Below are 13,486 nucleotides of genomic sequence, written 5' to 3'. Positions count from 1 at the left end.
ATGGCGTCGATGACCTTTTGGCGCAAATCGAGGCTGTAGGGTTTGGCCATGGCACTCAGGTGGCAATGTCTCTGTCTCTAGTCTATGTCCTAGCTCACATGGCTACAGCTATATCAAGAGCGTTCCCAAACCCGCGATCACGTACCGAACGGTGCGAGTGTTGATCAGCCTAATTTCTTTTCTAAAGAGATAGAGCTTAAAATCAACGCTATTTCTCAATCCAGTCCTGACATCCTCCTCCATGGCTTGGTCGCGGATGCCGGGGGGTAGGGTAAAACACACCTCGATCGAGTATTTTGAGGGAATTTCGTCGGCGCTGCTCTCCAGGTAGATCTGCAAGTCTGGATCGAGCTCTCGGCGCTTAAAGGGTGCTGGATCCCACTCACTAAAAATATCGGTGTACTGGTCGAGGGCTACCTCGATCATATAGGCGTTGTTTGCCGTATCAATGGCATAGATTTCGTTAAAAAGCTCGGTTTTTAGTGCCATGGTAGCCCTAGCTAATTAGTCAGCTGCATTCAGCAGGGTAATGCAGCTTGAACTTACAGTTGTAGCTGAACGATGTAGGAAAGTGGTAAGAACGGTCAGGTGAGGGATTTGGGTACGGCCCAGAGTAAAGTAAGCGCGCGCGCGGCCATCAAACCGACTAAAGCTAGCCATAGCAGATGCACGCTACCGACGGATTGAGCCAGAAATGCGAGGGGCAAAAAGCCAACCCCAGCGGCTAGAACGGTGGCATTGCGCAGCACTGGGCCAGCGGTAAGACCAAGAAAATAACCATCGAGCATGTAGGCGATCGCCCCCAATCCCAAAACCGGAATCAACCACCCCACGTAGGTTTTTACGATCGCGATCACGTCTTGGTGACCCGTCAGCAGACCAAACAGCGGGGCTGGAAACAGCACAAAGGTCAGCGCGAAGGTCAGTCCCAGGACCACGCTGGTGCTGCCGCCAATGCTTAGAAGGCGGCGCAGATGGGTGCGATCGCCGCTGCCGTAATACCGGCCCGCAAAGCTTTCTGTAGCAAAGGCGATGCCGTCGATAAAGTAGGCCGAGAGCGTCACAACTTGTAGCAGCAGCGTATTCGCTGCCAGGGTTTCGGTACCCAAGGCCGAGCTGAAATTGGTAAACAGCGCAAAGCAAAGCACTAGGGCAAAGGTGCGCACTAAAATGTCGCGGTTCAGCAAAAATAGCCCTTTAATCGCCTGCAAATTCCGCCCCTGGGGCACTACTGCCCAGAGCTTTTGGAGGCCGCCTTCTCTAACCAACAGGCTCAACCCCACCGCCAGGGTGACGTACTGACTAAGGGCTGTGCCTAACCCGGCCCCAGTGCTGGCCCAACCCAGCAAATTGATAAAAATAGTGTTGAACACCACGTTGCTGCCGTTACCCACCATCGACAGCACAATCACCCGGCGGCCCTTTTCGCGGCCTAAAAACCAGCCCATCAGCACTAGATTCATCAGCACCGCTGGGGCATCCCAAATGCGGGCGTTGTAGAAGGCCATGCCCGCTGCTCTGACATCGGGTTCAGCGCTGAGCAGGGCAAAACCAACGTCGCGAATCGGCACCTGAAGCAGCAAAATCACTACTCCAAAACCCAGAGCGATCGCCCCATTGCGCAGCAAAATTAGCCAGAGTTCCGCAGCATCGCCGCGCCCCCGCGCCTGGGCCGTCGTACCCGTGGTGCCCATGCGCAAAAAGCCAAAGCTCCAGTAGGCCACATTGAAAATCACCGTCGCCAAGGCCACCCCACCTAGGTGACTAATGTCGTCGAGATGGCCCAAAAAGGCGGTATCGACTAGGGCCGCCAGCGGCACCATCAGGTTCGAAATGATGTTGGCCACCGCCAGCTTTAGAAAGCTAGGCAAAAACGCCGAAGCATGGGTAGCGGTAGCAGGGGATTTTGGGGCGCTGGAGCCAGAGTCAGGCATGGTGGTTTAGGCAAGGTATCCTGTCTCTTTGAGCAGGTGCTCAAGCTCGATATGGGGAAAGGCGGTATCTTTTTGGCTATTTTCCACCATGTCAGCGAAAAAGTTTTGCATCAATGCAATAATGCGGCGATATTTAATCACGCTTTCAACGTAAAAATCGTCTAAGTCGATATCTCCATCAGCCTGTATTTTCTGGATATTGTCTAACATTATTGCTGTTATTTCATAGGGCTTTAGATCAGGTTCCACAAGATATTTCTGAGCTATTCTCAGCCTGTCGCTCTCTGGACGCGCATTATAGGCTGAGCGCATAAGAAATCCCAAGTTGCGGAGAATTTCGCCGTAGTCGTAAAGTTTGTGCTGCTCAAAAAAAGACTCTTCGTGCCGCGTCAATGCAAAACTTTGGTCAAGCGCCAAACCAAAATCGGTCAAATAAGCTCGTTCGCCATCAGTGACAGCGTTGAAAAAATGCGCGTCGAAGTGAATGATTCCCTTAGACCTTAAAAAGTCAATTGTTGTGCGTAAACCGTATAGATGAGTTTGAAGCTTGTGAGGGTTGTTTGGGAGCCATTCTCCTAAAACGTAAGGAATGTACTCTAAAAACAAAACCAATTCGTGGGTGGCGATCGCTCGATCCAGACAGTATTGTCTGACCTCCTCACGGTTGCCCCAATCGTTCACATAGCCATTGAGCTGTGCTTGATCTACCGGCGATCGTGGTCCAGAGAACGGGACAATTCGATAGTGGTACATGAGCGGAAACGTAGCGATTTCCCCGTCTAGTACCCACTGGGTCGTTTTAATGTGGGTCACCAGTTCACGAAAAACCCCTAGTCCAGTAGAGCCTAAGCCGTAATTAAAGTAAGTCGGCAGGTTGTATAGATTTTTAGTAGAAAATAAGTTTTTATACTCAAGGTCTGTAACAGGAATTCGCTTCGCGAAGACCTGAGATGTCCCAAATGTGAGAGTTTGGTTTGTGCCCCAGCCTGAGTTGGCTGTATTGGTTGCATTATTCTTAAACACGTCCAGCAGCTGAGCATTGTCCAGCCGGGCGATTTCTGAACTGAGTTTAAAGTATGCTTTTCTACGACCATCTATGGCGGTTTGAGGCATTTACCGAATGGCTATCGACTGGGCCAAATCGCTGGGGCTGAGGTGATCGTTAAGCACTTCGCCGTCTTTAAACCAAATAATACGCTGGCTAGCGCGGGCCACATCGGGCTCGTGGGTAACCATAACGATGGTAATACCCGCTGCGTGAAGGTCGGCAAAAATGCCCAGCACGTCTTCGGTGGTGTGAGTATCGAGTGCGCCCGTCGGTTCGTCAGCTAGCAAAAGCAAAGGATTGTTGACGATCGCGCGGGCGATCGCCACCCGCTGCTGCTGCCCCCCGGACAGCTGAGTGGGCTTGTTGTTGATGCGATCGCCCAATCCCACCCGCACCAATGCCTCTGTCGCCCGCTGGTGGCGCACCTCACTGCGCACCCCGGCGTAGATCATCGGCAGCTCCACATTCTCCCGCGCGGTGAGCTGGGGCAGCAGGTGAAACTGCTGAAACACAAAGCCAATTTTTTGGTTGCGAATCTGGGCTAGGGTGTCGTCCTCTAGGGTGGCCACATTCTGATTGTCGAAGAAATATTCCCCTGCGGTGGGGCGATCGAGGCAGCCAACCATATTCATCGCGGTCGATTTGCCCGAACCCGATGGCCCCATAATGGCGCAGTATTCGCCAGGATAAATCGACAGATCCACATCCCACAGCGCCCGTACCTCGGTGTTGCCCGAGCCGTAGACCTTTTGCAGCTGGCGAAACTCGATCAAGGGAGTGGGCATAGGCAAGACCGTGAGGAACTGGGGCGGTGAGAGACATGGGATTGACTACAAGCAATCCCATCGATTAAGTCTCCCGCTCAGGCTAGCGTAGGCCAGACTGAACTCGCCACAGGCTGGCGTAGATGCCGTTCATTTCGAGTAGTTCTTCGTGGCGGCCCCGTTCGACGATTTCGCCGTAGGCCATGACGTAGATACAGTGGCAGTGGCGAATGGTGGAGAGGCGGTGGGCGATCGCTAGTGTCGTCCGCCCCTGGGTGATTACCGCCAGCGATCGCTGGATCGCTGCCTCGGTCTCGTTATCCACCGCCGAAGTCGCCTCATCGAGCACCAAAATCGGTGGGTCTTTGAGAATGGCGCGGGCGATCGCCAGCCGCTGGCGCTGCCCCCCTGATAGCTTCTGCCCCCGCTCGCCCACAATGGTGTCGTAGCCCTGGGGCATCTGCACGATAAACTCGTGGGCCTCTGCCAGTTTGGCGGCGTGGAGAATCTGCTCTGGAGTAGCATCGAAGGTGCCGTAGGCAATATTCTGCGCCACGGTGCCCGAGAACAAAAATACGTCCTGACTGACCAGACCAATGCAGCGGCGCAGATCTTGGGGCAGCAGGTCTTGAATCTCCTGCCCATCGACCAAAATGCGGCCCTGCTGAGGCTGATAAAAGCGCAGCAGCAGCTTTACCAAAGTGCTCTTGCCCGAGCCGGTAGCCCCTACCACCCCAATGCTCTGTCCGGCAGGAATATGGAGGGAGAGATTCTTTAGAACAGGCTGGCGGTTGGCGTAGGCAAAGCTGACGTTTTCATAACGCACATCCCCCTTCACGTGCTCCACCGGCAGCGGGTTGCGCCCAGGCACCAGCTCGATTGGCTCATCCAGCAGGCCCAGCACCCGCCGCACCGAGGCCATCGCCCGCTGGTATTCATCCATAATTTCGCTGAGCTGGGTAAAGGGCCACAGCAGCCGCTGAATGATGAACACCATAAAGCCGTAGGTGCCCGCCGACAGGGTGCCGTCAGCTACCGCCATACCGCCCAGATACAGCATGGCGGTAAAGCCCACCAAAATGAAAATCCGAATCAGCGGAATAAAGGCGGCGCTAAGGGCGATCGCCTTCCGGTTGCTGTAGCGGTAGGCATCGCTGTCTAGGGAGACGCGATCGCGCTCATACCCCTCTGCCGTAAAGCTCTTGATCGTGGCAATACCCGACAGATTATTGGCCAACCGCCCGCTAATCAACCCCGCCTTATCGCGCACCTCGGCATAGCGCGGGGCCAGCCGCTTCTGAAAGGCGATCGAGCCCCCCAGCACAAAGGGAATCGGCAGCATCGCCATCCACGACACCCCCGGTGCCAAGATTAAGAACGTAGCCCCCACCCACAGCACCGTGGTAAAAAACCTCAGCAGGTTATGGGCTCCAGTATTGAGGAACCGCTCCAGCTGGTTGATGTCATCGTTCAAAATCGACAGCAGGCCGCCCGTGCTGCGGTCTTCAAAGTAGCTCAGATCTTGCGATTGCAGATGGCTATAGGTGTCGATACGCAGATCGTGCTGCAAATTCTGGGCCAAGTTGCGCCACAGCCACGCATAGATATACTCACTCAGCGACTCCAGGGTCCAGATCAAGAACGTCAGCGCCGACAGCACCCCCAGCTGCCCCGGAATGCTGGTGATCCCCACACGGGCAATCAGCGAGCTTTCGTTGTTGGTCACCACGTCGATGGCGATACCGATCAGGTAGGGCGGAGCCAGGTCAAAGATAGTGTTGAGAACGGAGTTGGCCACGGCTCCCCAAATCTGCGGCCGATAATTCTGCCCATAACGCAACAGCCTTTGTATGGGGTGCCGTGCCGATTGAATACTGGCCATAAAGCAGAAAAACGAAGAATAAAGAGAAGACCTCGGTGGGCAGCGCCCACCCTACGATTCAATGCTCTTCACAGAGCTGCCAACCAGTCAATTTGCAGAATAGAGGTTTAACCCGATGATCGACTCATCCTTTCCGTGAGGTGCAGGACGGCGGAACGTCCTGGTCGACGGGGGTCTGGGGCCATTTCGCAGGCCCCAGCGGTAGATCTGGCAGATGATCCCCATTGTGCGCCGCCAGGCCCACACAACATACTCGATACCGTAAGCGGTGTATTGTGGCTCCCAGAATTCAAACCAAAGCATTCGCAAGGTTCAAGCCGCCATAGCCCTTTGGCCGGTCTTTGACCATCGCACCCTACAACACCCGCAGCACACTCGCCACGCTGTGAATCTCCGGGTACTCCCGCAGCTCATCCAACGCCGACTGAAAGTTCGCCTCCGTCACCTCATGGCTGACAATCACAATCTCCGCCCGCGTCTCGTGCTGACCAATCTGCACAATCGATTCCAGGCTCACCTGGTGACAGCCAAAACAAATGCCCAGCTTGCCAATCACCCCCGGCGCATCCTCCGCCAGCAGCCGCACATAGAAACGACTGACAATATCGGCCATCGGGCTAACCTTGCAGTAGTGCTGATGACTACAGGCCAGCAGCGGATTGGTAGCTTGAGGCGTTGTCCCTGCCCGCAGATTCGCCGCCAAATTTAGCAGGTCAGACACCACCGCACTGGCAGTCGGCCCCTCCCCGGCCCCCGGCCCAAAGAACATCACCTGACCAATGGGGTCACCCTCGATCAAAATGGCGTTGTAGACATCATTCACCGAAGCTAGCGGATGACTGATCGGCACCAGGGTCGGGTGTACCCGCAGTTGTAATTGATCCAGCGCTTGGTTAGAGGTTTCATCAAACTCACCGTCGCGGCGGGCGATCGCCAGCAGCTTGATCACAAACCCCAGCCGGTCGGCGTAGGCAATATCAGCAGCGGTCACATGGCGAATGCCCTCGCTGTACACCTCCGACAGCTTAATACGGCCCCCAAAGGCCAGCGACGCCAAAATCGCAATCTTGTCAGCCGCATCTAGCCCATCCACATCGGCGCTGGGGTCGGCCTCGGCGTAGCCCAGGCGCTGGGCATCGGCCAAAATCGCCTCAAAGTCGCCCCCCTCCCGCTGCATGCGAGTGAGAATGTAGTTGGTTGTGCCGTTAATGATCCCCGTCACCGCGCGAATGCGGTTGACCCCCAGCGCCTGCTTTAGCGGTTGAATGACGGGAATGCCCCCCGCCACCGCCGCCTCCAGCATCACATAGACCCCTGCCTCATTGGCGGCGGTAAAGATCTCGTCGCCGTAGCGGGCAATCACCGCCTTGTTGGCCGTCACCACATGCTTGCCGTGGGCAATGGCTTTGAGAATCAGCGATCGCGCCGGCTCCAGCCCCCCCATCACCTCCACCACCACATCGATAGTGGGGTCAGCCACAATGCTCTCCAGGTCAGTGGTAAGGCGATCGCCCCCAATGTCTACCGGGCGAGGCTTATCGAGACTTCGCACCCCCACCCGAGCCAGATCTATCTGCCCCACCAGGGGATGGCGATGGGCCGGATCCAGCAAAATCTTGGCCGTTCCCGACCCCACCGTTCCTAGCCCCAGCAAACCGACACGCATAACCAATGGTCTGACTTCCTTAACTGCGATCGCTAGCCCAATTGTAAAGGGATTGCTGTCCCCCCTGGGCACCGATACCAACGGCCACAAAAAAAGGAAGGGCAAAACCCTTCCTTTTTTGTGAGGACAACAACCGTTTGCCCTCACCAGATATTGACTGACACCAAAAACCTTAGTAGGTTTCCACGTGCCAGCGGTGCTCTTTCTTCATCTGCTTGCGGAATTCTATCCAGTCAGCCCCGTGCTTGGTAGCAGCCGTGGTCATCCCTTCATCGATGCCGTCCTCCATACCCTTCAGACCGCACATATAGGTGTGGGTGTTGGGCTTCTGCATCAGTTCCCACAGCTCATCGGCATGCTCAGCTACCCGGTGCTGAATGTACATGCGACCGCCCTCAGCATTCTGCTGCTCACGGCTGATGGCGTAGGTGAGCTTAAAGTTCTTGGGATACTCCTTCTCCATTTGCTCCAACTCCTCTTTATAGAGAACGTTGGGAGTATAGGGTACGCCAAAGATCAGCCAGGCCAAGCCCTTAAACTGGTAATCAGGGTTAGCTTTGCGTTCGGCTTCCTTAAACATGCGCCACAGATAGGCGCGGAAGGGAGCAATGCCCGTGCCGGTAGCCAGCATGATAACAGTGGCGTCGGGGTCATCAGGCAGCAGCATTTCCTTGCCCACCGGGCCAGTAATTTTGACATCGGCACCGGGCTCAACACCGCACAGGAAAGTAGAGCAGGTGCCATAGACCGTCTCGCCACTCTCAGGATGCTTATACTCCAGCTGGCGCACGCAGAGCGACACAGTCTTGTCGTCTAGGTGGTCGCCGTGGCGGGTCGAAGCGATCGAGTAGAGGCGCAGCTTGTGGGGCTTGCCCTTGTCGTCAGTGCCGTCGGGAATAATGCCAATACTTTGGCCTTCTACGTAGTGCAGGTTGCCCTGCGAGAGGTCAAAAGTAATGTGCTGCACAATGCCTGAGCCACCCTCTTGAACCAGGGGCTCATTTGACAACACCTTGCCGACATAGGGGGCATTGGGCTTGTAGAGGTTAACGGGCACGCTGGCACCGGGCTTGGGCGCGGCTTGAGTCATGGGCTTATCGTTGGTTTGGGTGGGCGCGGACTCAGCTGGGGCAACAGCTTCGGCGGACGCAACCACAGGCGCAGTGATCGGTGTAGGCACAGCATTGCTAGCAGTTCCCACTTCTTCAATGGGGCGAATGCTCACAATCTTGCCGCCCATGCGGGTGATCCGCTGCATCTCCTGATTCATACGGGTGTAGGGCACCGTGATGAAGACGCTGCCACTCTTGCGAATGGGGGTGGCCATCTGGTCATTCTCTGCGCTCTGGCGCAGACCCTGCACCTCATATAGAAACAAGCGGCTTCCGGCCTCAGTACTGGCGTTGCCGCCGCTCACACTTGGATTATACATATCTAAATTTCAGTGACTCTCTAGACCCAACTAAGTGCGACGGAGGCACACCGTCATGACCCGTCGCGCGTTCTCTAATGAACCTACTCAGATAGCCCTAGGGCCAATCTAAAGGCGGCAGCACTAGAAATACTTTTAGTTTAGGGTATCACTGTAAGACGGTGTAATGCCGTGAGCCAGGAAATAGAGCGCACTGCAACTAATCCCCACGCTCAGCTGTTGCCCCAATGAATACTTGCACTCTAGTCAAATCCTGTGGGAAAGACTGTGTTCTTTGCAGCAGCAGGCATTAAGTTAATCTAAAATCTCTGCTTAGCTAAAAATGCTGAATTGCTGCCCAATCGATCCCCCCCTGAAAACTGTTGTGGAGGATACTAGCTTCTGATAGGATGAGACTAATTGCGGTAGAAATACTTATCCTCCAAAATGGTTTTGTGCCTAAGGCGGTTTAGCCGCCCCGAGGAGTATAGAAAGAGTCAGCGCTTGGGCTGTAGCTTATTCTCAGTCAGGCAAGTGGCGGTGACCTGAATGCCAGGGAAAATTTCGGTACTCCCTCTATTCAGAAGTCCTAAGCTTCACTGGCTCGACGTTCGCAAGGCATTCACTCCCTTGGCCGCTTGGTTCTGGGATGTTGGGCAACGGCTAAACCAGATTCACATCTAGGAATGGCTTTCTTCTGCTGCGCTGCAGCGCTGGGTCCTAATATATATACGGTTGTTTTAGGGGGAACATATGATCAGCAAGCCAGGTAAGGTAGTTCTAATCGGTGTCGCCGGTGACTCTGGATGCGGCAAGTCGACCTTTCTACGTCGCTTGAGCGATCTGTTTGGCGCTGAGCTCATGACCGTCATCTGTCTAGATGACTACCACAGCCTCGATCGCAAGCAGCGTAAAGAAGCCGGGGTTACCGCTCTCGATCCTAAGGCCAACAACTTTGATCTGATGTACGAACAGATCAAAGCCTTGAAGGAAGGCAAGAGCATTGACAAGCCGATCTATAACCACGAAACCGGTGAGCTCGATCCCCCCGAGCGGGTTGACCCCAACCGCATCATCGTTATCGAAGGTCTGCACCCCCTCTACGACGAGCGCGTGCGCGAGCTGATCGACTTCAGCGTTTACCTCGACATTAGTGACGAAGTCAAAATTGCCTGGAAGATCCAGCGGGATATGGCCGAGCGTGGTCACACCTACGAAGATGTGCTGGCTTCCATCAACGCCCGCCGCCCTGACTTTGAGGCCTATATCGACATTCAAAAGCAGTATGCCGATGTGGTGATTCAAATTCTGCCCACCCAGCTGATTCCCAACGACGAAGAGAAGAAGGTGCTGCGGGTACGCCTCATGCAGCGCGAGGGCATTGAAGGCTTCGACCCCGTTTACCTCTTCGACGAAGGGTCTACCATCGATTGGATTCCCTGCGGGCGCAAGCTCACCTGCTCCTACCCCGGCATTCGCATGCACTACGGCCCCGATTCTTACTACGGGCACGAGGTGTCGGTGCTAGAGGTTGACGGCCAGTTCGATCGCCTCGAAGAGCTGATCTACATCGAGAGCCACCTCAGCAACACCTCTACTAAGTACTACGGCGAGATGACTGAGCTGCTGCTCAAGCACCGCGAGTACCCCGGTTCGACCAACGGTAGCGGCTTGTTCCAGGTGCTGGTGGGTCTGAAAATGCGCGCTACCTACGAGCGCCTGATCGCCGCTGATCGCGAAGTAGCGGCTACGGCCCAAGCGTAAGCGGGTTTAGGGTAACAGGTATAGGGTTTAAGGCTTAACCCTTGAACCTTAAACCGGTCTAATTGAGTTTATCTGGCTTAATCGGGAGAGGATATCGATCAAGATGTCCTCTCCTTTTTTGCTATGGAACTAACTACCCCAGCGCTGCTATTTCCCGCTATTTCGCTGCTGCTGCTGGCCTACACCAACCGTTTTCTGGTGCTGGCCCAGCTGATTCGTCAGCTCCATAGCTCTGAGCGTGATTACTTTCAAAGTCTGGTACAGCGTCAGATCGCTAACCTGCGCCAGCGGATTGCTCTCATTCGTCTAATGCAGGCTCTAGGGGTATCGAGCTTTATTGTCTGCACGCTATCGATGCTGGGGCTATTTCTAAATCAGCAACAGCTGGCGGAAGTGCTGTTTGCTCTCAGCCTGCTATTGCTGGTGGCCTCGCTGCTGACATCGCTTTACGAAATTGCCATTAGCACCCGAGCGATCGAAGCCGAGCTGGCCGACATTGACGCCAAATGTCGCCATCCCAAAGTCTAGGCTGAGTAGAAGTGCAGCGGTTTCGGCTGCGCCCCTGTAACGGAGCAGAGCGGTTCACCCATTGTCCCCCCAGGGAAAAGTTACCGAGAGGTCAAGGTGAGGGTCTGGTTGGGCTCTATCACCACCACCCGCTGAGCAGTCGTATTGCCAATAATAGCCCCGGCTGCGGCTCCGCCAATGATGCTGCCCACCGAGACGCGCCCGCTGAGAATGCCACCGACAGCCGCCCCGCCCGCGGCCCCAATGCCGGCATCGGTAAGAATGGCACCTGTGCTGGTTTCTCTAGGGTCTTTGATATCGCGCAGCAGTTCAGAAACGGCGTTGACGGTGTAGACCTGGTTGCCTACCTCTACCGCTGTGGCGACGTAGCGCACGCCGCCCTCGGCCGGCTCAAACCGACCGCGCACAACAGATCCAGCGGGAATGCTGCGCCCGTTGAGGTTGGTGGCGGCCCTTACCTGGAGAGTCTTCTCGACCGTGGCGTCGGTGTTGAGGTAGAGGGTTTCGCTGTTGGGGGTGATGGCCTGAATGGGCGATGACACAAACAGCTGGGCCTGGGCGATGGGAGCTTGCCCCAGAGCTATTACCGGCATGACCGCTAGCGCCAAAGCGGCTAAGTGACTGACTTTCATCACGACCTCCAGAAACATGCTTAAGTAGGGTTGCCCTTGTTGCGAGTCGGGCTCAGGGGAGAGTGGTAGGGTGACTTAGGCCTGCGATCGCCCCAACACCTCTAGTGTTCGAGGACGGGTCGCCCCTTGAAATGTTCCTGTCGGCTTTGAGCCGCTGTTACCTATGGAATCTACCGTCGAGTACACCTGCGCCTTTTGCGGCGAGATCAGCACCACCTTTATCGATCTCTCCGCTGGGCTTACCCAGTCTTACATCGAAGATTGCCAGGTGTGCTGTCGCCCCAATCAGTTCTACGTCACCATAGATGATGTTTCGTTGGCGATCGAAATTGCCACTGACTATGTTGAGTGATGCCTAAACGTCTGAAATTTCAGTGCGCTTCGCAATGGCCATTAATGCTGCCCCCTAAACGTCACCCCATAATGCAAAGGAAGTAGAGAGCCAGAAACCGAGCTGAAAACCGCAGAGGTTACCGTCGGATTACTAACGATCTCGATGGCTGTGATCACGTAGAGAATGGTGAACCGAGCAAAGGCTTTAAGCCTGTGGCGCTGACACCGCAACCCTTGGGCAGAGGTACCCTAGGCTTCTTTTTTGCTCTCCTGGAGGTTAAGAAGCGCCTGGCGAGGTCGAGAAATGCCCCGACTGAGCAACAACGCCTCAATTTGCTGCAACAGTCCAAAATCAGCCGCTGGCAAAGCTGCACTGGCTTCAGAGGCTAGATCACCTTGCAAAAAATCAAACGCTTCTAGAAACTGCTCTGGGGTAGCGGCGATGGGAGCGTCTAAATGACCTGGAATAATGCGCTCGAATTGCCAGTTGGCGACTGTTTTTGCCCAGTCTAAAACTGCTTCTGGGCCTCGGTTAAAGATTAAGGTTTTGAGGATTGGCGCTACTTGAAGCTGCCCGCCATTGTGCAGCGCTTCAAAGGATTTGGACCAGTCAGACCGCCAGCGAAAGGGGTAGAGGCCGAAGTAGTGCTGGCGCGATCGCACCGGGGCCTGCTTTGCCTCTTGCAACATTTCTCCTGTAGTGGCTACATCCAAGGTGCTGGGGCAAAAGTACAAGGCAAACAAGGCAATTCGCTGCCAACCTCTGCGGCGATTCTCAGGAGTATCGACGATCGCATCGGTCGCCTTGTCTCTAGCGTGAAACAGCAGCGGAAACGGGTCGATCTGCACGATCGCTGGTGGCTCCGCTGGGATGGCCACGATCGCATCGGTCAGCATCAGCGTGCGGCTGGCCCGATGAAAGCAGGCGGTTTCGCCAAATGGCCCCAACCCCAGATCGATCGGGGACAGCAGGGCATAGTCAACCTGGTCGGCAAAGGGAGCCTGGGAGCTATCAGCGGGGAGAATATGGGTGCGATCGCGCGGTAGCCCCAGCCACGGCAGCGGCAAATTGAGCGGAAAACTCCACTGGTTGGGCGTGACATATACCTGCGCCTGGGGAAATTGGCGGGCAAAGGGGCCTACAAACACCTTGTGCTCAATGCCCGTCACTGTAGACATGACAATGTAGGTCACTGGGCCGTAGCGCCCCTCTAGCTCGCGCACCAGGGCAACGCACTCCGGCGTGGGGGCGACTGGGGAATACACCAGCAGACCGGCGGGCTCCAGCCGCACTACCGTCATGCGAATCGGCACGACCACGTAGAAAATGCCCTGGAATTGCTCAAAGGTCCATACCTGGTCTTTGACCACCTCCACCCGCTGGGTCGGTCGCTGCCCATAAGGGTAAAGGGGCACTAGGGGCCAGAAGGGCCAGGCGCGGTCGCGGCGAGTAGATGGAACAGAGGTAACAGCTGACATAGGGCTCGGCGACAATCCCTGAAGCGAATCAATCGTAGTCATAGC

General features: G+C 55.5%; 12 protein-coding genes. 3 read left to right on the top strand and 9 right to left on the bottom strand.

What is annotated here, in order from left to right:
* Positions 1 to 108: 108 nt before the first annotated feature.
* From H6F57_RS20245 to petH, 7 genes are all read right to left on the bottom strand, one after another.
* The gene (locus tag H6F57_RS20245) at positions 109 to 489 is read right to left on the bottom strand and encodes a hypothetical protein (RefSeq protein WP_190627467.1); all 381 of its coding nucleotides are present in this window, start codon (positions 487 to 489) and stop codon (positions 109 to 111) included.
* A 95-nt stretch (positions 490 to 584) separates the two neighbouring features.
* Positions 585 to 1,934 (bottom strand): MATE family efflux transporter, encoded by a 1,350-nt coding sequence (locus H6F57_RS20240; RefSeq protein ID WP_190627465.1) that lies wholly within the window; start codon positions 1,932 to 1,934, stop codon positions 585 to 587.
* Between the two features lie 6 nt (positions 1,935 to 1,940).
* Positions 1,941 to 3,047 carry a hypothetical protein gene (locus H6F57_RS20235; RefSeq protein ID WP_190627463.1) on the bottom strand — a complete coding sequence of 369 codons (1,107 nt, stop codon included), beginning with the start codon at positions 3,045 to 3,047 and terminating at the stop codon, positions 1,941 to 1,943.
* A complete protein-coding gene (locus H6F57_RS20230; protein WP_190627461.1) occupies positions 3,048 to 3,767 on the bottom strand; it encodes an ABC transporter ATP-binding protein in 720 nt (239 codons plus the stop codon).
* Positions 3,768 to 3,849: 82 nt separating this feature from the next.
* Complete coding sequence (locus tag H6F57_RS20225) at positions 3,850 to 5,628, bottom strand: ABC transporter ATP-binding protein (protein WP_190627459.1); 1,779 nt, start codon at positions 5,626 to 5,628, stop codon at positions 3,850 to 3,852.
* A gap of 355 nt (positions 5,629 to 5,983) precedes the next feature.
* Complete coding sequence (locus H6F57_RS20220) at positions 5,984 to 7,300, bottom strand: homoserine dehydrogenase (RefSeq protein ID WP_190627456.1); 1,317 nt, start codon at positions 7,298 to 7,300, stop codon at positions 5,984 to 5,986.
* Positions 7,301 to 7,466: 166 nt separating this feature from the next.
* Positions 7,467 to 8,726, bottom strand: coding sequence for a ferredoxin--NADP reductase (gene petH / locus H6F57_RS20215; protein ID WP_190627454.1), 1,260 nt, complete (start codon positions 8,724 to 8,726; stop codon positions 7,467 to 7,469).
* Between the two features lie 732 nt (positions 8,727 to 9,458).
* Here petH and H6F57_RS20210 point away from each other — a divergent pair.
* Both H6F57_RS20210 and H6F57_RS20205 read left to right on the top strand, forming a co-directional pair.
* On the top strand, positions 9,459 to 10,469 hold the full coding sequence (locus H6F57_RS20210; protein ID WP_190627453.1) for a phosphoribulokinase: 1,011 nt from the start codon (positions 9,459 to 9,461) through the stop codon (positions 10,467 to 10,469).
* Positions 10,470 to 10,592: 123 nt separating this feature from the next.
* Positions 10,593 to 10,997, top strand: a complete 405-nt coding sequence (locus H6F57_RS20205; protein ID WP_190627451.1) for a DUF2721 domain-containing protein — start codon at positions 10,593 to 10,595, stop codon at positions 10,995 to 10,997.
* Positions 10,998 to 11,077: 80 nt separating this feature from the next.
* Here H6F57_RS20205 and H6F57_RS20200 read toward each other — a convergent pair whose 3' ends face one another.
* Positions 11,078 to 11,629, bottom strand: coding sequence for a hypothetical protein (locus H6F57_RS20200; protein WP_190627448.1), 552 nt, complete (start codon positions 11,627 to 11,629; stop codon positions 11,078 to 11,080).
* Between the two features lie 163 nt (positions 11,630 to 11,792).
* On the opposite strand from H6F57_RS20200, the gene H6F57_RS20195 reads away from it, so the two are divergent.
* Positions 11,793 to 11,981 carry a CPXCG motif-containing cysteine-rich protein gene (locus tag H6F57_RS20195; RefSeq protein WP_190627446.1) on the top strand — a complete coding sequence of 63 codons (189 nt, stop codon included), beginning with the start codon at positions 11,793 to 11,795 and terminating at the stop codon, positions 11,979 to 11,981.
* Positions 11,982 to 12,211: 230 nt separating this feature from the next.
* On the opposite strand, the gene H6F57_RS20190 is transcribed toward H6F57_RS20195, so the two are convergent.
* Positions 12,212 to 13,441, bottom strand: coding sequence for a DUF4336 domain-containing protein (locus tag H6F57_RS20190; RefSeq protein WP_190627478.1), 1,230 nt, complete (start codon positions 13,439 to 13,441; stop codon positions 12,212 to 12,214).
* Between the last annotated feature and the right edge of the window lie 45 nt (positions 13,442 to 13,486).

Origin of the sequence: Leptolyngbya sp. FACHB-60 (assembly GCF_014695775.1) — a bacterium.
GTDB lineage: Bacteria > Cyanobacteriota > Cyanobacteriia > Phormidesmidales > Phormidesmidaceae > Nodosilinea.
Note: the sequence above shows the minus strand (reverse complement) of the source record. Positions and strands in the feature narration are given on the sequence as shown.